Below are 18,757 nucleotides of genomic sequence, written 5' to 3'. Positions count from 1 at the left end.
TGATTCACTATCACTAGATTAATTTGTGTCGATAGACACACTAATGATAACTCAGCTATATAAAAAAAGCCTGAAAGGCTTTCATTTCAGGCTCATTTTTATCTTATTTTTCTGTCAAGGCAGCCAAACCTGGTAACACTTTACCTTCTAAGAGTTCCATGCTTGCACCTCCGCCCGTACTAATCCATGAGAATTTATCAGCACGACCAAGGTTGATAGCAGCTGCAGCTGAGTCACCACCACCGATAATTGATTTAACACCCGGTTGCTTAACAATCGCATCCATAACACCGATTGTACCAGCTTGGAAATCAGGATTTTCAAAGACACCCATAGGACCATTCCAAACAACTGTCTTAGCACCAGTAAGAGCTTCATCAAATTTAGCAATAGATTTTGGACCGATATCAAGACCAAGGAAACCAGCATCTACTGCTTCACCTTCAGTATCCTTAACCTCAGTGTAGTCAGCAAATGCATTAGCTTCTTTTGAATCTACCGGCAAGACTAATTTACCATTTGCTTTTTCAAGCAGAGACTTGGCAACTTCTAACTTATCTTCTTCAACCAAAGAATCACCAATTTCGATACCTTGAGCCTTGAAGAAGGTGTAAGTCATACCCCCACCGATAAGAACTTTATCTGCTTTTTCAAGTAGATTTTCAATAACACCGATCTTATCAGATACTTTTGAACCACCAAGAATAGCTACAAATGGACGTTCTGGCGTTTCAACTGCTTCTTGGATATAAGCAATTTCATTTTCAAGAAGGAAACCAGCAACCGCTTTTTCAACATTAGCTGAAATACCAACGTTTGAAGCATGAGCACGGTGAGCTGTACCAAAGGCATCGTTTACGAAGATACCATCACCAAGTGATGCCCAGTACTTACCAAGTTCTGGATCATTCTTAGATTCTTTCTTGCCATCAACATCTTCAAAACGAGTGTTTTCCACAAGAAGGACTTCACCATCTTTAAGCGCATCAATAGCAGCTTCCAATTCACTGCCTCTAGTAGCTCCTGGGAAAGCAACATCCTGCCCTAATTTAGCTGCCAAATCTTTAGCAACAGGAGCGAGTGATTTTCCTTCTTTATCCGCTTCTTCTTTGACACGACCAAGGTGAGAGAAAAGAATAGCACGACCACCTTGCTCAATGATGTATTTGATAGTAGGAAGAGCAGCTGAAATACGATTATCGTTAGTGATAACACCATCTTTCAAAGGTACATTAAAGTCAACACGAACGAGGACTTTTTTACCTTTCAACTCAACGTCTTTAACAGTCAATTTTGCCATTTGGTAGACTCCTTTATATATTTTAATAAGGTTATTATAGCACAAATAAAGCCCTAAAGACAAACAAATGAAGATATTCACAACAACAAAACAAAAAGAGCTCTAGAGCCCTTTCTGATCACTATTCAATAAAAATTATTTAGCGATTTTTGCGAAGTATTCAAGCGTACGAACCAATTGTGAAGTGTAAGACATTTCATTGTCATACCATGCAACAGTCTTAACCAATTGTGTACCGTCTGCGCCTTCAGTAACTTCTGTTTGAGTAGCGTCAAACAATGAGCCAAATGACATACCAACGATGTCTGATGAAACAATCTCATCAGTGTTGTAACCATAAGATTCATTAGCTGCTGCCTTCATAGCTGCATTAACATCGTCAACAGTAACTTTCTTGTCAAGAACTGAAACCAATTCAGTCAATGAGCCTGTTGGAACTGGAACACGTTGAGCATGTCCTTGCAACTTACCATTCAACTCTGGCAAAACAAGACCAATAGCCTTAGCCGCACCTGTTGAGTTTGGAACAATGTTAGCTGCCGCTGCACGAGCACGACGGAAATCACCCTTACGATGTGGACCGTCAAGAATCATTTGGTCTCCAGTGTAGCCGTGAATAGTAGTCATAGTACCAGCTTTGATGCCGAAGTTCTTGTTCAAAGCATCTGCCATTGGCGCAAGACAGTTAGTTGTACATGAACCAGCTGAAATAACTGTTTCAGTACCATCAAGAACATCATGGTTAGTGTTGAAGACGATAGTCTTAACATCATTACCACCAGGAGCAGTAATGACAACCTTCTTAGCACCTCCATCGTGCAAGTGCTTTTCAGCAGCTTCCTTAGTGGCAAAGAAACCTGTTGCTTCAAGAACAATTTCAACACCATCGTTAGCCCAGTCAATTTGTTCTGGGTCACGTTCTGCTGAAACTTTGACGAATTGACCGTTGACTTCAAAACCACCGTCTTTTACGTCAACAGTTCCGTCAAAACGACCTTGTGTTGTATCATATTTCAGCAAGTGTGCAAGCATTGCTGGGTCTGTAAGGTCATTGATGCGAGCTACTTCAACACCTTCAACATTTTGGATACGACGGAAGGCCAAACGTCCGATACGTCCGAATCCGTTAATACCAACTTTAACTACCATGTGTGATTTCCTCCTTATGAAAATCAAAAAAATTTAATTAGGGCGAACCCTCTACATTTGTGAAAAGGTTAACTTGAGTATACACACAAGGCCCCTTCAACATGGTTATTATATAATGATTTGCAGAAAATTGCAACCTCTTACCCTTCTGTCATATACTAGCACTAGAGTCAACATTGAACCACTAAAAAAGCCAGTAAGTTGAACTACTTACTGACTTTTATTAGAAAAAATTATAATTAAGCTTCACCTGAATTTTTCTTAATAATTTCTTCTTGAACAGATTTTGGAACATCTTCATAGTGGTCAAAGACCATCATGAATGTACCACGACCTTGAGATGCTGAACGAAGGACAGTGGCATAACCAAACATCTCAGCGAGGGGAACATAAGCACGTACGATTTGGTTTGTGCCATGTGCTTCCATACCATCTACACGTCCACGACGAGCAGTTACGTGTCCCATAACATCACCTAAGTTTTCTTCTGGTACAGTGATTGTTACTAACATCATTGGTTCAAGAATAGCAGGCTGTGCTGTCTTAGCTGCTTCTTTAAGTGCAAGAGAAGCGGCAATCTTGAAGGCAGTTTCAGATGAGTCGACATCATGGTAAGAACCATCATAAAGTTTAGCCTTGATGTCAACCAATGGATATCCAGCAAGGACACCATTTGCCATAGCTTCTTCCAATCCTTTTTCAACGGCTGGGATAAATTCACGAGGAACAACACCACCAACAATGGCATTTTCAAACTCAAATCCTTTACCTTCATCGTTTGGAGTGAACTCGATCCAAACATCACCAAATTGACCCTTACCACCTGATTGACGTTTGAAGAATCCACGTGCTTGTGTCCCAGCACGGAAGGTTTCACGGTAAGATACCTGAGGAGCACCTACATTTGCTTCAACCTTGAATTCACGTTTCATACGGTCAACAAGGACATCCAAGTGCAACTCACCCATACCAGAGATAACTGTTTCACCAGTTTCTGGATTAGTTTCAACACGGAAGGTTGGATCTTCTTCTGCTAATTTTTGAAGGGCAACACCCATCTTATCTTGGTCAGCTTTGGACTTAGGTTCAACCATCAATTGGATAACTGGTTCTGGAACTTCGATTGATTCAAGAATAACTTTAGCTTTTTCATCAGTCAATGAATCACCAGTTGTAGTGTCCTTCAAACCAACTGCAGCAGCAATATCACCAGCATATACAGTTTGAATTTCTTCACGACTGTTAGCGTGCATCTGAAGGATACGGCCGATACGTTCACGTTTACCTTTAGTCGTATTAACCACGTAAGAACCAGAATTAAGAACACCTGAATAAACACGGAAGAATGTCAAACGACCTACGAATGGGTCAGTCATGATCTTGAAGGCAAGCGCTGCAAATGGCTCGTCATCAGATGCTGGACGTTCTTCTTCTTCATCTGTATCTGGATTAACACCTTTGATAGCAGGGATATCAAGTGGGCTTGGAAGATAGTCAATAACCGCGTCAAGCATCAATTGAACCCCTTTGTTCTTGAAGGCAGAACCACAAAGAACAGGGTAGAATTCTACGTTGATAGTCGCTTTACGAATAGCCGCTTTCAACTCTTCATTAGTGATTTCTTCACCTTCAAGGTATTTCATCATCAAATCTTCATCAGTTTCAGCTACTGCTTCAACCAATTTTTCACGGTATTCTTGAGCTTGTTCAAGGTATTCAGCTGGAATATCTTCTTCAAGGATATCTGTACCAAGGTCATTGGTATAGATTTCAGCTTTCATCTTAACAAGGTCGATGATACCACGGAAATCATCTTCAGCACCGATTGGTAATTGAATTGGATGAGCATTTGCTTGCAAACGTTCATGCAAAGTACTTACTGAGTATAGGAAATCAGCACCGATCTTATCCATTTTATTAGCAAATACGATACGAGGAACACCGTATTCAGTTGCTTGACGCCAAACAGTTTCAGTTTGAGGTTCAACACCTGATTGAGCATCAAGAACAGTTACCGCACCATCAAGGACACGAAGGGAACGTTGAACTTCAATAGTGAAGTCCACGTGCCCTGGTGTGTCAATGATGTTAACACGGTGGTCATGCCATTGCGCTGTTGTAGCGGCTGATGTGATTGTGATACCACGTTCTTGCTCTTGCTCCATCCAGTCCATTTGTGATGCACCTTCGTGAGTTTCTCCAATTTTATGGATACGACCAGTGTAGTAAAGAATACGCTCTGTAGTCGTTGTTTTACCGGCATCAACGTGAGCCATAATTCCGATATTACGAGTTTTTTCAAGTGAAAATTCACGAGCCATGATGGTTTTTCTCCTATGAATCTATAGTTTTTGGAAAAAACGGATAGGCAGGGACCTACCCGTTCTTACTGTTTTATTTATTGCTAATACGCAGTAGCTGGATAGCTTTTACCAGCGTCTTTTACAAGACTTAGTAAAAACCTAACCAATCTTGCGAGGAAAGACAACGAAATGCAAAAGCATTTCTATCTTTCTCCTTACCAGCGGAAGTGTGCAAAGGCACGGTTTGCTTCTGCCATACGGTGAGTATCTTCACGTTTCTTGACAGCAGCACCAGTATTGTTAGCAGCATCCATGATTTCTTTTGAAAGACGGTCAATCATAGTGTGCTCACCACGGGCACGTGAAGCATTTACCAACCAACGGAGTCCAAGAGTTGTACGGCGTTCTGGACGCACTTCAACTGGGACTTGATAGTTAGAACCACCAACACGACGTGCACGTACTTCAAGTACAGGCATAATGTTTTCCATTGCTGTTTCGAATACTTCGAGAGCATCGTTACCAGTAGCTTCTTTAATTTGGTCAAAAGCACCATAAACGATGCTGGCAGCTGTACCACGTTTTCCATCAAGCATAACACGGTTGATAAGACGTGTTACGATCTTTGAATTGTATAATGGATCTGGCAATACTTCGCGCTTAGGCGCTTGATTTTTACGACTCATTAGTTCTTATCCCCCTTCTAAGTTATCCTTTAGGACGTTTAGCACCGTATTTAGAACGGCCTTGTTTACGATCAGCTACACCTGCAGTATCAAGTGCACCACGAACGATGTGGTAACGTACCCCTGGAAGGTCTTTAACACGTCCACCACGGATAAGCACAACACTGTGTTCTTGCAAGTTGTGCCCGATACCTGGGATATAGGCAGTCACTTCGATAAGATTACTCAAACGTACACGAGCAAATTTCCGAAGAGCTGAGTTTGGTTTTTTAGGTGTCATAGTACCAACACGAGTAGCAACACCACGCTTTTGTGGTGATGAAATGTTTGTTGGAACTTTTTTGTGAGAGTTGTAACCAACGTTCAACGCTGGTGACTTAGACTTTTCAACTTTAGACTTACGTGGTTTACGTACTAATTGGTTGATTGTAGGCATCTACATTTCTCCTGTAAAATTTTATTTTTGGTTGATATAGCGCTTGGTGACAGGCCTATATCCGGGTGTACTTTGCAACAATTGTCAGCACGTCTCTGTACACTTTGGAGAGACCAAAAGTAAAAAGTACCGTCTAGCATAATATCATAGACGGCACTTTTTGTCAATTAATTCCCCGATTTTTAGAGTCATTTTATAACTCTTAAAAGATATTCCCCAGATCCACTTTAACAATATTATTTTTAACATCAATTTCCGAAACAGTCATCAAGGATTTGTAATCAAAAAGATTATCACGTCCTTTTGGAGTATTTTCAGCAAATACAGCTACACCTACCAATTCACTTTCAAATTCCTTAAGCAAACTAATCATCCCACTGATAGTCCCTCCGCCCTTGAGGAAATCATCCACAATTAAAACACGGCTATTGGGCTTCAAGCTACGTTTAGATAAAAACATTTTCTCGATACGATCACTTGATCCACTGGCATAATTGACTGAAACTGTAGAACCTTCTGTAATTTTCAAATCCCTACGCACAATAACAAAAGGAACATTAAGCACATTAGCTACAGCATTAGCAATAGGTACCCCCTTAGTGGCAACAGTCATAACTGCATCAATGCGATCACCCGCAAAACTACTAGCAATAATCCGACCAATATTCTGAAGAATGCTTGGTGTACTCAAAAGATCTGATAAATAAATATAGCCTCCAGGCAAAATACGATCGCTCTCAGATAAACGTCGACAGAGATTGGTCACAATAGCCTTTGCTTCTTCCTTGGAAATGGTAGGGCGAAAAATAACGCCCCCACTTGCACCAGTAACCGTCTCAATATGTCCAATATTGCTGTTTTCAAAGGCACGCTTGATAATAGCAATATCTTCTGAAATAGAAGACTTAGCAGCCTCATACTGCTCAGCAAATGTATTTAAACTCGTTAAAGTATAAGGATTGTTAATCAAATAATTGGAGATAACAACCATGCGTTCACTACGACGTAATTTCATATCTATCTCTTTTCCTGTGTATTAGACCCCTATTATATCATAAAAGATATAAAAAACGAACATTATACTTAAAAATGCTCGTTTTTGCTATAAAAAACTAATATTTAGGTTTATAGAGGGAACGGTTATCCAAAGCAAAGACACGGCGAGTCATCTCACCTTGATCGACTTGAGCAAGTGCCTGAGTCATCATCATCATTTCAGCATCAATATTATCAATCATATGGACAATTTCTGCTTCCATGATTTGCGGACGAACAGGACTACCATACTCTAAAAGACCGTGGTGACTGAGGACAACATGACGAAGTACTGTCACGTCTTCCTTATCATCCTCAATATTTAATTCAAGAATAGCCTTTGTAATTTCCTCATTAATCAAAGAAATATGCCCAATAAGATTACCTCTGACAGTATATTCAGTATTGTCCACACCAGATAGTTCAATACATTTAGCTAAATCATGGAGCATAATCCCTGCAAACATTAGGCTCTTATCTAAAACTGGATAAATATCTCCAATACTATCCGCCAATTTCACCATAGTAGCTGTGTGGTAGGCAAGACCGCTTTCAAAGGCATGATGATTTGTCTTAGCAGCTGGATAGGCAAAAAAGTCTTTATCAAACTTGCGATAAATAGTCCGGACAATACGCTGCCAAGTAGCATTCTCAATTTTGAACATCATACCTTCTAAATAGTCTTTAAGTTCATTGATATCCACTGGAGATTTTTTCTTAAAATCTGCAGGATCATTCGGTTCGCCTTCTTCAACATTTCGCAATTGAATCTGATTAACCTGAGGCGTCCCATTGTAGACTTCCCGACGTCCTTGCATATAGACCACCTTACCAGCTGTAAACTGCTCAACATTGTAGGGCTGGGCATCCCAAAGATTCCCTGCTATCTCCCCTGAGTCATCTTGAAAGGTTAAGGCCAAAAAATCTTTACCAGCCCGTGTCTTTCTAAGTTCTGCTCGCTTGATGAGGTAATAGCCTTCAAACGCCTCGTCTTTTTTCATTTGACTAATCTTCATGAGTAGAGTCACCTCCTAATTGCCTAGTGGGATCTTTAAGTAAATTCTGAGTAGCGCTATCTTGATAATCTTCTACATTATCTAAAGCCTTAATAATAGCATTTGTTCGTGTTGTCATCAACGATTCAACTGTTTTATTGGCGGTATTGAGTTGTTTATGAGCTTTTTCAAGCATCCCACCAAACTTATGAAATTCTGTCTTGACATTACCTAGTATCTTCGAAATATCATCCGCATTTTTTTGAATATTAAGCGTTTTAAAACCGACAGATAAAGAATTCAGCAGAGCTGATAAGGTACTTGGCCCAGCTACAACAATAGCTTCATCTCGTCGTAAACTATCGAAAAAGGCACTATTGCGTACAACTTCTGAATACAAGCCTTCGGTCGGTAAAAACATAATCCCAAAATTTGTGGTCTCAGGAGGGTTGAGATATTTCTTTTGAATATCCTTGGCAAAGCGCTTAAGACTAGCCAAAAGGGATTTCCTCAAAGCTTCAATCTCCTCACTGGATCCCTGTTCATAAGCATCCTCTAAACGATAGTAATCCTCCAGAGGAAACTTAGAATCTATAGGAAGATAGACATGTTGACCTTGGACAGAGCCAGGCAGCTTGATCGCATACTCCACACGCTCGCTAGATCCGGTAACTGTCGCAAATTCTCGCTCGTACTGGCTGTCTGTCAAAATATCTTCGATGATCTGTCCTAGCTGAAGCTCTCCCATTATTCCACGGGTTTTGGTATTTGAAAGCACTTTGTTGAGTGTCCCGACATCTTTGGCTACCGTCTTCATCTCACCTAAGCCTTGATTAACAGATTCTAATTGCTTAGAAACAGCTTCAAAAGAGGTTTGTAAACGTGTTTGCAGGGTCTTTTCTAATTTTTCCTCAACCGTTTGTCTCATCTGATCTAGGCGCTTTTCGTTTGAATCTTGCATCGTTTTTACAGCAGTTGTTAATTGCTGATTTATCTGCTCTAAGCGCTGATCCGAGCGATCACGATTCTCTGATAAATTTTGATGAAGAACATCTCTAATCTCTGCTAATTGCTGGTACAAATCTGCCTGCAAACGATTGAGCTGCTGATTCATAGCTAGCACCTGATCTTTCTTAGCCATTTCCATCTGGTAAGAAATCTGCTCTGATAAACGATCAGCATGGGCATCTTGATTTTTAGATAAATCAGCATTTAACCCTGAAAATTGACTAATCACATACAGCAACAAGCCCAGGATAAGAAGAGCAACTAAAAGTAAAATAACCGTCATACTAAACCCTATCTTTGGAATGAATGATAATAAGGTAACCACAATCAAGCGATACCTCTATCAGTTTATCCGTAAATTCATTACTAGAATAAATTTTCTTCTTGAAAAAATTATCAGCAGTCAGCGTATACTTGGCACCCTCAATATTCAGCTCTGCATCATCTGAGGTCATAAATGAAACATAGGTCATACCTGACCAAGGGGCTATCTCGTGATGTCCTGCTGGACGATATTCTACAACATTCTGCCCATCAAGCAAACAAATCTGCGTCATATAAGGAGCTAGATCTGGATGACTCGGTAAAAAGATATTCGCCAACAAATGATCCAAACGCCCACCAAAGGCACCATAGACACTAAACTTAGCATTTGGCCAGCGCTCTAAAGCAACTTTTAAAGCGAGCTCAGTATCTGTATCATTTTTATCCTTAGGAGCTAGGATGACCTGAGCAGCAGATTCCTTAATCCGCTCCAGCTCAGACTCACTCACCGAGTCAAAATCACCAACTGCCATAACCATAGGAATGCCAGACTCTAACAGAGCTAGGCTACCTCGATCAACACCAATATAGTAATCAAAGTCCTGAGGCATAGACTCCAAATCACCACCAGCAATTAAAGCAACCTTAGTCATTCAAAGCATCCCTAAGGCTTTGGACCTGCCCAACAAGATCATCAGCCTTAAACAAATAAGAACCAGCTACAAAGACATTGGCCCCCGCATCAGCACAAGGTCTGATCGATTTATCATCAATTCCACCATCGACTTCGATCTCAAAATGATAACCGCCATCTTTGCGCCATTTTGCAACCGTCTTTACCTTATCTAACATTTCTGGAATAAAGGTCTGACCACCAAAACCAGGATTAACCGTCATGATCAAAACTTGATCCACTAAAGATAAAACAGGCTCCAAAGCAGCAACTGGGGTCCCAGGGTTAATAACAACACCAGCTTTCATCCCTGCCGCCTTAATTTTTTGAAGGGCACCATGGATATGCTGGGTTGATTCAACATGTATGGTCATAATATCAGCACCAGCTTGTGCAAAAGCATCTACAAAGCGCTCTGGATCTACCACCATAAGATGACAATCAAAAACGAGCTTACTGTGCTTACGCATACTAGCTACGACATCTGCTCCGAAAGTGATACTCGGCACAAACTGACCATCCATAATATCAATATGGACATAGTCTGCACTGCTTTCCTCAATACGCATTAATTCCTTAGCAAAATTAGCATAATCAGCAGCAAGAATAGAGGGTGCAATTTTATATGTCATAAGGTCCTACTTTCTTTTAACAACTTTTTTATAGGTTTCTCGGCGATTCTCAATCTCACTTAAAAACTGCAAATAATTATCATAACGCCCTTGATCAATGTGACCACTTTCCACAGACTCTTGAACAGCACAGCCTGGCTCATGTCTATGTGTGCAAGAGCGAAACTTACAACCATGACTGGCTTTACGAATTTCTGGGAAAGCCTCACTCAAGTCTTCCGCCTTATTAATTTCATAATCGAGAGATGAAAAGCCCGGTGTATCAGCTATCTTCCCACCATAAGCATCATAAAAACTGACAGCGCGCGTCGTATGACGTCCACGTCCCAAACTATCTGAGATAGCTCGAGTTTCAAGCTGAAGCTCTGGCACGATTCGATTGAGCAAAGTCGACTTCCCTACACCAGTTTGTCCCATGAAGACAGTCATCTTATCTTCCAGCATTCCTAACAGCTCCTCCAGTGACCATGTGAAACGATAACCGATAGCTTGATAGAGCTTACAATAATCTCTCATAACTGAATCATCAGACAGCAGATCCATCTTTGAAATATAGATGATGGGCTGAATTCCCTTATGCTCAAGGAGAATCAAAAAGCGGTCCAGCAGATTGCTATTGAATGCCGGCTCTAGCGCCGACATGATGACAACAGCTTGGTCGACATTGACGATCGGAGGTCGTACTAAACTATTTTTACGCTCATAGATCCTTAAGATATAGCCCTCTGAATTTTCCTCAGCCGAGAAATCAACAAAATCACCCACATAGGGGGTATGTCCTTTTTTTCTAAAATTTCCTCTGGCCCTAGTCTGATAGACCTGCCCTTGCGCTTCAACATAATAAAAACCTGCTAAAGCCTTGATAATTCTACCTTGCAAATGAACTCCTCTTGGTCTTTTTATGGGGCTATTATACCACAAACGCCTTAATTCTGAGATGATAAACCACAAGGGCTTGCTTTTTAAAAATAATATCGTATAATGTTCATATCTGCGGAGATGGTGGAACGGCAGACACGCATGCTTCAGGCGCATGTGCCCACTCGGGCGTGAGGGTTCAAATCCCTTTCTCCGCATCATTCTATTGAAGGTTGACTGAATTGAGAGAGTAGTCAAGATTTCTCTTTTACAGTTTCCTATTTTTTTGGAAAGGTGGCCCAGCTTGGTACGGCACCGGACTCGAAATCCGGCAAGTGGACTTTGTTCATGCGCGGGTTCAAATCCCGTCCTTTCCTTATCTCTTTCACTCCTGCTCATTATAGGCAGGAGTTTTTATCTGAGAAATCGCTATTGATACAACCACCAGTCGCTATCACTTGAAATAGTAATTCAACAGTCCAGTAGACTGTTGAAGGGGGCCTGAAAATAAGAATGCACCCCAAGATAAGGATTATCCCCAACCACTGCGTCAATCTAGGTAAATCTAGAATAATGTTAACGAGTCTGGACTTTGGTCTCAGCCTCTGCCTGCTCTTACACCAAAATCTGTAAGAAATAAAAGCTAACAGCCCTTGCTGATATCTTATCTTTTTGAGCCAACCACCACCTAAGACAGGTCATAAAACTTTCGGCAATCTGCTGATCAACCAAACTATCAGGAAGGTGGACATCTTGAAAATAAACTGTTTTCACTAAAGGAACCAGATAATCTTGCAGCTCTTTTCTAAAATTGCGATAAAAGTAAGGATCATCCATTTCAAATAGGGTTGTGACTTTATTTTCGTTATCTTTAAAATGCTGAAAGAGATGCGTCAGTAAGTCTAACAGAGAATCTTCTTTTCCTTGCTTTACCCCTCTTGTATGTTCGGCATAAGAAGACGTCTTAAAAACATGCTCAAAAAGCTGGCTAGACACCGCTGCCAGTAAATCATCCTTGCTGGCGAAATGACTATAAAAAGTCGAGCGCCCTATACGTGCTTTCTCAATGATCTGACTCACACTGATTTGATGAAAACTTTCCTCATTTAAAAGCTCAAAAAAAGCTTCAAATATAGCCTCTCTCGTCTTTTGCATCCGAATATCCATGCTATTTTTTCCGAACAAATCTATCAATCTGTTCAATAAGAGACAAAGTCAAAAAACTGTGCCTGTTATTTCCTTTCCCTGTCTGTCATAATAATTGTAGAAAAGAAATAGCCTTTTGACAAGTGAGGTCGATCATATGAAAAAAGCAATGAGTGCAGCAACACCTCAAAGTAGGATATACAAAATAGACTTGCGTAACTATGCCAAATCTATCACCTACGGTGGACTTGATGGTATTATCACAACCTTTGCAGTGGTCGCTGGAGCTATCGGTGGTAGCTTAGGGACCTTGCCCATTATCGTCTTGGGATTTTCCAATCTTTTGGCTGATGGCTTTTCGATGGCTGCCGGCGACTACCTCAGCTCAACCACAGAAGACCTAGTGAGTCCACGCCATGCCCTCATGAATGCTATCGTAACCTTTCTTTCCTTTAACCTCTTTGGCCTTGTCCCTCTCTTAGCCTATCTACTCCTTGAGGGATTCACAAACCTATCCAGCCATGCAACCTTCATCACATCAAGCAGTTTGGTTTCATTATCACTCATCGCCTTAGGTTGGGTTAAAGCAACCATTACCCAGCAAAGCCGCCTCAAAGAGATTATCCGTACCTTAGTTGTCGGACTCCTCGCTGCTCTAGTAGCCTATGTCGTTGGGCAGCTTTTGGGAAATTTGATTTAAAGTCAATATAAAAATAAGCAAAAAATGACCAAATTAAGGTAAACATCAGATTGATCGGCCTCAGCCAAAGCGGAAAGACTGAATACATACCACCAAAAAAGAAAGCGCCAAAGGGCAGCCCTAATAAAATGAGAAAATGTAAACTAGCCTGTATGCCATAAAGACCAGCACAGAGACCAGCTAAAATCTTTATCAATCGGTTCATAAATTACCTACTTTTATTCAACGTCTCTCTGTACGCTTCGCAGCTGACAAAGAGTGGGAGCAGTAAACTCGACTGAGCAAGTAGAAAGATGAGAGATAGATTCACATCTTTCCATTAAAGCCTTTTAAATCATCAAAATTCTTGCTCTTTTAAAGCGTCAGCTAAACGGCCAAAATCAGCAATCGATAAGGCTTCACCTCGGACACTCGGTGTTAGCCCTGCCATTTCCAAAGCCTGCCTCAGTTTTTCTTTGACATTTTCTGACTTGCCAAAGCGGTTGGTCAGATTATTCCACAAGGTCTTGCGACGGTGGACAAAGCTGGCTTTTGCGACATCGAAAAGAAAATCTTCATCTTGCACCTCAACCAAGGGCTGATCACGGCGAACCATTTTCAAAATAGCGCTATCCACATTCGGTGCGGGTACAAAGACCGTCCGAGGTACAATAAAAGCTACCTCAGCCGCCATATAATACTGTACTGCAATAGACAGAGACCCGTAAGCCTTGGTATTGGGCTCAGCTGCGATACGGTCGGCCACTTCTTTTTGCATCATGACCACAAACTCTGCAAAAGGAATCTTGCTTTCGATCAAATGCATGAGAATCGGCGTGGTGATGTAGTAAGGCAGGTTGGCTACAACTTTGATAGGTAGGTCAGGATCTTTAAAGTTTTGAATCTGCGTCTGCAAATCAGCCTTGAGGATATCTTGATTGACTACCTGTACGTTGTCAAAATCATGCAGGGTATCTGCTAAAATCGGAATCAGACGCTCATCAATTTCAAAAGCCATGACCTCCGCTGCATTCTCTGCCAAAAACTCGGTCAAAGCCCCGATACCGGGCCCAATCTCCATGACATTGACGTTTTTGTCAATCTCTGCCGTATCTACGATCTTCTGTAAAATATTGGTATCGGTCAAAAAGTTCTGACCGAAGGACTTTTTAAAGGTAAAGCCGTGGCGCTCCAAAATGGCTCGGGTCACGGAGTAGTCTGCTATTCTCATAGATACACTTTCTATTTTAATTCTTTCTACTATTCTACCATAAATAAAACAGAGGCAACCTAGGGCAACTGAGCATTAGTCAATGAAAATCGAAAACGCTTCGACCCTTCTCCTAATATGGGGATGCCCAGATTTTAAGGTTTTTCCCACAGGTAACAATAAAAGGACAAGAACTGTTGGAGCTCTTACTCAAGCTCAACAATTGGAGCGAAAATAATATTTAGCCATATATCCACCAAAGTTCCAGCCCAGCACCTATAGTTACTCTGATCCAAAATTAAAGACGATCTTAACAGCAACAAAGACTGGGATTTAATCCCAGTCTTTGTTATCTATTGATTCGAAATTATTTATCTTTTTTCTTTAAGCTTTTGACTGCACCTTCGACTGCATCTTTAGCATCTTCGAATATTTCCTTAGCTTTACCAGCCATTTTATCAACTTTACCCTCGGTTTCAGTTTCTTTATCACCTGATAATTTACCAAAACCTTCTTTGATTGAGCCTTTGGCTTGATCTAGCTTTGCATCAAATTTTTCTTCTGACATATTTTGACCCACTTTCTTTAGTTAGATGACTATATAAAAATTAGTCAATTAGCGTTAATAACACTCAATACTATTTGTTACGATCCAAAAAGAACGAAACAACCGCAATAACAATAACAGCACCTACAATAGATGGAATCAGCGCCATGCCTGCTAGACTTGGTCCCCAAGTTCCCAAAAGAGCCTGACCAACAGCCGATCCGACTAAACCTGCAAGAATATTGGCTATCCAGCCCATTGAGCCGCCTTTTTTAGTAATAGCACCAGCAATTACACCAATCAACGCACCGATAATAATTGACCATAACATAATCTTATCCTCCAAAGACTTTCAAAAATTGCAATCAGATATCTAAAAAGTCAATTATAAATAAAGACACCTAACATGAGTACAGACCCTATTATACTCCAAATGATACTCACTGAGCAATTATTAAAATTGATCAGTATACTAAAGACAGTCTATCATTAGTAAAAATCAGATGAACATGTGAGTTATTATAGCCTTCATCAAAAGCATATTCCTACTCCGGACATAGGCCTGTACGGACTGCAAACCTACTATCTCTAGAATCTCCCTAAGATAAACCATCTTGGGGATTTTATTTTGCCCTGTCGGTGTGACACCGCGCAGAAGGATGATTATTTTCTTCATCAGGTCTCCTTACCCTCAGACTTACAGAGAATAATGCCTCCTGTTCGTGGATTTTTATGCCCCGAAGCAATAAAAATCCCAGATTCATAACGTTTATCTAAAAAAACAGCAAGCTAATAATGAATAGCTGTCGCCGCTTCTGTAATTCCATCTTTGTTCTTTATAATTCTATGAAATTTCTATAAAACGTTGCTACATTTTATGCCACTCTATATATACTTTAGGACTTATATAGTACAACAAGAAAATACGATTATCCTCAAGATTTTCTATAATATCTTTTTTTGTAAAATAAACAGCAATTTCCTTGCCTGCAGCTCTAATTTCCCAGACCACATCATTACCATTTACAGAAGGTAAGTAATGTCGCTTCAGAATGGATACGAATTCTAAAATAGTAGTTTGATCAGGAATATCTATGTTTATTTTATGACTTAAGACATCGTCACCCATTGAAACTGATGATCTATCAATGCTTATTCTAATCATAACGCTCCATCACTTCCTCAACCTCTGCTAGGGTCACTCCGAACAAGTCTAAACGCTTGAGGAGTTGCTTACCGTTGGTGTAGCCGATACGCAGCTGTTCTCCCAAGTACTCACGGCGCTGACGACTGTCAGCTCCCATAAGCAGGCCAAGGCGAATAAGATCCGATTGGGTAATATCAAAACGATTGTCATCATCGTAGCTGCCAAGCACCCCAGACAGAGCTTTTTGCAGGTCCTCAAATCTAGCATGCTCAACACCGAGTGAGCGTCCCTTAGTTTTTGATTTTGGCACAGCTTCATCACGGTTAAGAAAAGCATGCTTAGCTGTCGGTACAGCCTCCATGATAATTTTGCGGATGCGCTCCCCATTGTAGTCAGGATCGGTAAAAACAATCACCCCACGCAGGTCATTGAGGTAAGCAATCCTTTCCAGATCCTCATCTGTAATCGCCGAACCTTTGGTTTCGTAAGTATCCACATCATAAAAGCGACGTAAATTAGCAGTGTCGCTCTTGCCCTCGACGACGAGGACTTCTTGTATTTTTATTTTTTTCATAATTTTATTTTTTTGATAGTTTCCTTAGGTGATAGGGACGTCAGCGACCGCCTTCGGCGTTCCATGACTTATTTTTGAACCTAAAGTTTCAAAAATACCTCGTCACAGCATAAATGCTGTAACTTTCATCACTGCGGAAACTATCGGCTTGGGCGACCTTCGGTCGCCATTCCCTATCCCATTAGTTTTAATTTTCCAAACCAAATAGTTTCATGGCATTTTCAGTCGTAGCCTCAGCCACTTCTTCGCTCGTTAGCCCTCGCAATTCTGCGATTTTATCGACAACATAGCGGGTATAGGCTGTGCGGTTTTCTCGGCCGCGTTTAGGCACAGGTGCTAGGTATGGGGCATCGGTTTCCACCAATATCTTATCCAGTGGTAATTGAGTGGCAGCTTCCTGCACATCTAGTGCTTTTTTAAAGGTCACGACACCTGAGAAGGAAATCATCATACCTAAATCCACGAACTTCTGCGCCATCTCAAGAGACCCTGAGTAGGAATGCATAATGCCACCACGTGGACCGACACCTGCTTCCTTGATGACCGCATAGGTATCTTCAAGCGCATCACGAGTATGGACAACAAAAGGCAGGTCATGATCCTTGGACAGCTGGATTTGGCGTTTAAAGACCTCAATCTGAACATCTTTAGGATCTTCCATCCAGTGGTAATCCAGACCGATTTCACCCAAGGCAATGACCTTAGGATCGTTCAGGTGACTGATAATCATATCTTCAACTTCCTGCGTGTAAGAACCAGCCTCAGTCGGATGCCAGCCGATGGTCGAATAGAGTTCAGGAAACTGACGAGATAATTCTAAACTCCGCTCAATCGTCGGCTCATCAAAACCAACAATATTCATCCTTGTCACACCGAGTTCACGCGCTGCTGCAATCTCTTCTGCTTCTTTTCCTACAAAATTTTCTACGTTGAGGTGAGTATGGGTATCAAAAATGTTTTTCATGCCCTTATTTTATCATAAATATTATCGAGAAAAGGAGAGTGGGACAAAAATAAATAAGGCTGAGAACTTCTGTCTCAGCCTCCTTTTTAAACCTATTAGGATAAAACTAGCTCAAACTACTAAAATTAGTTAAAGGTCTGAAAATTACCATCTTTAACTTCAGAGAATCCCTTTCCAATAAGAGTTTGAGTAATATGCTTGTAGCTGATTTGTTTAGGCGCCTTTCCGTTGGTCAGCTGAATTTCCAAGAGAGCAGCATTGGCCACCTTATCAACCTTTGTATAATCAACAGTAATAGTCTCTACCAAACGATCTCCTTGATACTCAACCTTATGCTCAATCCCTTCGATATCATCCCATTTGGTTGAACCATTCTGTTCATAATAAAACCGAGCAGATTCTGGTGAGTTGACATTGAGCGCCGAATACAAAATAGTCGTCGTCTGCTGCGAAATTAGCAGATCATCCCCCTCATAGGTGAAGTGATAACGCACATCGCTATAGTTGGTATCAATCTTTTGAAAATCAGCTGTCTGACGCTTAGAAGTTGCATCAGTATTACTGCTATTTTTTTCTGGATGACTCTGGCAAGCTACTAGTAAAAATAGGGTCACTAACAAGCCCAGAGCCGCTACAAACTTCTTCATCCGTGTTTCTCCTCTTAGTCAATATTCTGGTGACAAACAACCATAACCTATCAGATATTATGCGAAAAGCCAATCCCCTCGAGTAAGGATTGGCTTTTTTCAGACTCCGCATTAAGCTGACAATACTTTGCGTCCTTTACGACGACGTGCAGCAAGAACGCGACGACCGTTTTTAGTAGACATACGGTGACGGAATCCGTGTTTACGTTGGCGACGAATTTTACTTGGTTGATATGTACGTTTCACCTTGAATACCTCCTGTAAGATTTTCGTATTCGTTTAGCCGGCTATTAATTTGATCAGTTACTAAACATACTATAATAGTTTATCTAAATATTATATCTCTGTCAAGAATTATTTCCAGTTGAGCGCTGAGGAGTATCATTCGAAAATGATAATGTCTTAGCTAGGTCGAATGTGAAAATGTCCCGTCTGGTAAACTAGAAAGATGAGGAAAATAGAACTAACTATGATAGAGTCAAAGAAATACCTAGTCATCAAAGC

The 18,757-nt window shown here is 40.9% G+C and carries 21 protein-coding genes, 2 tRNA genes and 3 pseudogenes; 3 read left to right on the top strand and 23 right to left on the bottom strand.

Annotation, left to right across the window (positions count from 1 at the left end; translation table 11 throughout):
• Positions 1 to 103: 103 nt before the first annotated feature.
• The 11 genes from AC4HAJ_RS04610 to rsgA all read right to left on the bottom strand — a co-directional run bounded on the left by AC4HAJ_RS04610 (position 104) and on the right by rsgA (position 11,360).
• Positions 104 to 1,300 carry a phosphoglycerate kinase gene (locus AC4HAJ_RS04610; RefSeq protein WP_491078988.1) on the bottom strand — a complete coding sequence of 399 codons (1,197 nt, stop codon included), beginning with the start codon at positions 1,298 to 1,300 and terminating at the stop codon, positions 104 to 106.
• A gap of 135 nt (positions 1,301 to 1,435) precedes the next feature.
• Complete coding sequence (gene gap / locus AC4HAJ_RS04605) at positions 1,436 to 2,449, bottom strand: type I glyceraldehyde-3-phosphate dehydrogenase (RefSeq protein WP_491078987.1); 1,014 nt, start codon at positions 2,447 to 2,449, stop codon at positions 1,436 to 1,438.
• 239 nt (positions 2,450 to 2,688) lie between these two features.
• Complete coding sequence (fusA, locus tag AC4HAJ_RS04600; RefSeq protein WP_491078986.1) at positions 2,689 to 4,770, bottom strand: elongation factor G; 2,082 nt, start codon at positions 4,768 to 4,770, stop codon at positions 2,689 to 2,691.
• Between the two features lie 197 nt (positions 4,771 to 4,967).
• A complete protein-coding gene (gene rpsG / locus AC4HAJ_RS04595) occupies positions 4,968 to 5,438 on the bottom strand; it encodes a 30S ribosomal protein S7 (RefSeq protein ID WP_491078985.1) in 471 nt (156 codons plus the stop codon).
• Between the two features lie 22 nt (positions 5,439 to 5,460).
• Entirely contained in the window at positions 5,461 to 5,874 is a 414-nt protein-coding gene (gene rpsL, locus AC4HAJ_RS04590) for a 30S ribosomal protein S12 (protein WP_491078984.1), read from the bottom strand.
• Positions 5,875 to 6,076: 202 nt separating this feature from the next.
• Positions 6,077 to 6,889 (bottom strand): pur operon repressor, encoded by an 813-nt coding sequence (gene purR, locus AC4HAJ_RS04585; RefSeq protein WP_491078983.1) that lies wholly within the window; start codon positions 6,887 to 6,889, stop codon positions 6,077 to 6,079.
• Positions 6,890 to 6,986: 97 nt separating this feature from the next.
• Positions 6,987 to 7,925 carry a 3'-5' exoribonuclease YhaM family protein gene (locus tag AC4HAJ_RS04580; RefSeq protein ID WP_491078982.1) on the bottom strand — a complete coding sequence of 313 codons (939 nt, stop codon included), beginning with the start codon at positions 7,923 to 7,925 and terminating at the stop codon, positions 6,987 to 6,989.
• Positions 7,915 to 9,195: a DNA recombination protein RmuC gene (locus AC4HAJ_RS04575; protein WP_491078981.1), complete on the bottom strand. Its 1,281-nt coding sequence runs from the start codon at positions 9,193 to 9,195 to the stop codon at positions 7,915 to 7,917. The genes AC4HAJ_RS04580 and AC4HAJ_RS04575 overlap by 11 nt, the downstream gene beginning before the upstream one ends.
• Before the next feature lies 1 nt (position 9,196).
• The gene (locus AC4HAJ_RS04570) at positions 9,197 to 9,829 is read right to left on the bottom strand and encodes a thiamine diphosphokinase (protein ID WP_491078980.1); all 633 of its coding nucleotides are present in this window, start codon (positions 9,827 to 9,829) and stop codon (positions 9,197 to 9,199) included.
• On the bottom strand, positions 9,822 to 10,481 hold the full coding sequence (gene rpe / locus AC4HAJ_RS04565; RefSeq protein ID WP_491078979.1) for a ribulose-phosphate 3-epimerase: 660 nt from the start codon (positions 10,479 to 10,481) through the stop codon (positions 9,822 to 9,824). The genes AC4HAJ_RS04570 and rpe overlap by 8 nt, the downstream gene beginning before the upstream one ends.
• A 6-nt stretch (positions 10,482 to 10,487) precedes the next feature.
• The gene (gene rsgA, locus AC4HAJ_RS04560) at positions 10,488 to 11,360 is read right to left on the bottom strand and encodes a ribosome small subunit-dependent GTPase A (protein ID WP_491078978.1); all 873 of its coding nucleotides are present in this window, start codon (positions 11,358 to 11,360) and stop codon (positions 10,488 to 10,490) included.
• 114 nt (positions 11,361 to 11,474) lie between these two features.
• Between rsgA and AC4HAJ_RS04555 the strand changes: the two genes are divergently transcribed.
• A tRNA-Leu gene (locus AC4HAJ_RS04555) sits at positions 11,475 to 11,557 on the top strand.
• A 70-nt stretch (positions 11,558 to 11,627) separates the two neighbouring features.
• Positions 11,628 to 11,716, top strand: a tRNA-Ser gene (locus AC4HAJ_RS04550).
• Positions 11,717 to 11,954: 238 nt separating this feature from the next.
• Here the strand turns inward: AC4HAJ_RS04550 and AC4HAJ_RS04545 are convergent.
• Positions 11,955 to 12,494, bottom strand: coding sequence for a TetR/AcrR family transcriptional regulator (locus AC4HAJ_RS04545; RefSeq protein WP_491078977.1), 540 nt, complete (start codon positions 12,492 to 12,494; stop codon positions 11,955 to 11,957).
• Between the two features lie 148 nt (positions 12,495 to 12,642).
• Between AC4HAJ_RS04545 and AC4HAJ_RS04540 the strand changes: the two genes are divergently transcribed.
• A complete protein-coding gene (locus AC4HAJ_RS04540; RefSeq protein ID WP_491078976.1) occupies positions 12,643 to 13,185 on the top strand; it encodes a VIT1/CCC1 transporter family protein in 543 nt (180 codons plus the stop codon).
• Here AC4HAJ_RS04540 and AC4HAJ_RS04535 read toward each other — a convergent pair.
• The 11 genes and pseudogenes from AC4HAJ_RS04535 to rpmH all read right to left on the bottom strand — a co-directional run.
• Positions 13,163 to 13,390: pseudogene (locus AC4HAJ_RS04535) on the bottom strand (hypothetical protein); the annotation flags it as partial. The gene AC4HAJ_RS04540 and the pseudogene AC4HAJ_RS04535 sit on opposite strands and share 23 nt — an antisense overlap.
• A gap of 132 nt (positions 13,391 to 13,522) precedes the next feature.
• Positions 13,523 to 14,395, bottom strand: a complete 873-nt coding sequence (rsmA, locus tag AC4HAJ_RS04530) for a 16S rRNA (adenine(1518)-N(6)/adenine(1519)-N(6))-dimethyltransferase RsmA (RefSeq protein WP_491078975.1) — start codon at positions 14,393 to 14,395, stop codon at positions 13,523 to 13,525.
• A 346-nt stretch (positions 14,396 to 14,741) separates the two neighbouring features.
• Entirely contained in the window at positions 14,742 to 14,942 is a 201-nt protein-coding gene (locus AC4HAJ_RS04525; protein ID WP_491078974.1) for a CsbD family protein, read from the bottom strand.
• A gap of 70 nt (positions 14,943 to 15,012) precedes the next feature.
• Entirely contained in the window at positions 15,013 to 15,252 is a 240-nt protein-coding gene (locus AC4HAJ_RS04520) for a GlsB/YeaQ/YmgE family stress response membrane protein (protein ID WP_491078973.1), read from the bottom strand.
• Positions 15,253 to 15,453: 201 nt separating this feature from the next.
• Positions 15,454 to 15,597: pseudogene (locus AC4HAJ_RS04515) on the bottom strand (DUF1697 domain-containing protein); the annotation flags it as partial.
• Between the two features lie 17 nt (positions 15,598 to 15,614).
• A pseudogene (locus tag AC4HAJ_RS04510) lies at positions 15,615 to 15,701 on the bottom strand (YciI family protein); the annotation flags it as partial.
• An 88-nt stretch (positions 15,702 to 15,789) separates the two neighbouring features.
• Positions 15,790 to 16,086, bottom strand: a complete 297-nt coding sequence (locus tag AC4HAJ_RS04505; RefSeq protein ID WP_491078972.1) for a hypothetical protein — start codon at positions 16,084 to 16,086, stop codon at positions 15,790 to 15,792.
• Positions 16,079 to 16,645 carry a ribonuclease M5 gene (rnmV, locus tag AC4HAJ_RS04500; protein WP_491079146.1) on the bottom strand — a complete coding sequence of 189 codons (567 nt, stop codon included), beginning with the start codon at positions 16,643 to 16,645 and terminating at the stop codon, positions 16,079 to 16,081. The genes AC4HAJ_RS04505 and rnmV overlap by 8 nt, the downstream gene beginning before the upstream one ends.
• A gap of 184 nt (positions 16,646 to 16,829) precedes the next feature.
• Entirely contained in the window at positions 16,830 to 17,606 is a 777-nt protein-coding gene (locus AC4HAJ_RS04495) for a TatD family hydrolase (RefSeq protein ID WP_491078971.1), read from the bottom strand.
• A gap of 125 nt (positions 17,607 to 17,731) precedes the next feature.
• A complete protein-coding gene (locus AC4HAJ_RS04490; protein WP_491078970.1) occupies positions 17,732 to 18,253 on the bottom strand; it encodes a DUF1307 domain-containing protein in 522 nt (173 codons plus the stop codon).
• 111 nt (positions 18,254 to 18,364) lie between these two features.
• A complete protein-coding gene (gene rpmH, locus AC4HAJ_RS04485; protein ID WP_002885866.1) occupies positions 18,365 to 18,499 on the bottom strand; it encodes a 50S ribosomal protein L34 in 135 nt (44 codons plus the stop codon).
• Positions 18,500 to 18,757 lie beyond the last annotated feature (258 nt).

This window comes from Streptococcus sp. ALY_211 (assembly GCF_058314555.1).
This window is presented reverse-complemented; position numbering and strand designations above follow the sequence as displayed.

What these genes read in the sequence shown, in the direction of transcription:
- AC4HAJ_RS04540 (WP_491078976.1), top strand. Translation starts at nt 12,643, where the DNA reads ATGAAAAAAGCAATGAGTGCAGCAACACCTCAAAGTAGGATATACAAA.
- AC4HAJ_RS04520 (WP_491078973.1), bottom strand. Translation starts at nt 15,252, where the DNA reads ATGTTATGGTCAATTATTATCGGTGCGTTGATTGGTGTAATTGCTGGT.
- AC4HAJ_RS04610 (WP_491078988.1), bottom strand. Translation starts at nt 1,300, where the DNA reads ATGGCAAAATTGACTGTTAAAGACGTTGAGTTGAAAGGTAAAAAAGTC.
- fusA (WP_491078986.1), bottom strand. Translation starts at nt 4,770, where the DNA reads ATGGCTCGTGAATTTTCACTTGAAAAAACTCGTAATATCGGAATTATG.
- AC4HAJ_RS04525 (WP_491078974.1), bottom strand. Translation starts at nt 14,942, where the DNA reads ATGTCAGAAGAAAAATTTGATGCAAAGCTAGATCAAGCCAAAGGCTCA.
- AC4HAJ_RS04495 (WP_491078971.1), bottom strand. Translation starts at nt 17,606, where the DNA reads ATGAAAAACATTTTTGATACCCATACTCACCTCAACGTAGAAAATTTT.
- rpsL (WP_491078984.1), bottom strand. Translation starts at nt 5,874, where the DNA reads ATGCCTACAATCAACCAATTAGTACGTAAACCACGTAAGTCTAAAGTT.
- AC4HAJ_RS04545 (WP_491078977.1), bottom strand. Translation starts at nt 12,494, where the DNA reads ATGCAAAAGACGAGAGAGGCTATATTTGAAGCTTTTTTTGAGCTTTTA.
- AC4HAJ_RS04575 (WP_491078981.1), bottom strand. Translation starts at nt 9,195, where the DNA reads ATGACGGTTATTTTACTTTTAGTTGCTCTTCTTATCCTGGGCTTGTTG.
- AC4HAJ_RS04570 (WP_491078980.1), bottom strand. Translation starts at nt 9,829, where the DNA reads ATGACTAAGGTTGCTTTAATTGCTGGTGGTGATTTGGAGTCTATGCCT.
- rpe (WP_491078979.1), bottom strand. Translation starts at nt 10,481, where the DNA reads ATGACATATAAAATTGCACCCTCTATTCTTGCTGCTGATTATGCTAAT.
- AC4HAJ_RS04580 (WP_491078982.1), bottom strand. Translation starts at nt 7,925, where the DNA reads ATGAAGATTAGTCAAATGAAAAAAGACGAGGCGTTTGAAGGCTATTAC.
- purR (WP_491078983.1), bottom strand. Translation starts at nt 6,889, where the DNA reads ATGAAATTACGTCGTAGTGAACGCATGGTTGTTATCTCCAATTATTTG.
- rpsG (WP_491078985.1), bottom strand. Translation starts at nt 5,438, where the DNA reads ATGAGTCGTAAAAATCAAGCGCCTAAGCGCGAAGTATTGCCAGATCCA.
- AC4HAJ_RS04505 (WP_491078972.1), bottom strand. Translation starts at nt 16,086, where the DNA reads ATGATTAGAATAAGCATTGATAGATCATCAGTTTCAATGGGTGACGAT.
- gap (WP_491078987.1), bottom strand. Translation starts at nt 2,449, where the DNA reads ATGGTAGTTAAAGTTGGTATTAACGGATTCGGACGTATCGGACGTTTG.
- rsmA (WP_491078975.1), bottom strand. Translation starts at nt 14,395, where the DNA reads ATGAGAATAGCAGACTACTCCGTGACCCGAGCCATTTTGGAGCGCCAC.
- AC4HAJ_RS04490 (WP_491078970.1), bottom strand. Translation starts at nt 18,253, where the DNA reads ATGAAGAAGTTTGTAGCGGCTCTGGGCTTGTTAGTGACCCTATTTTTA.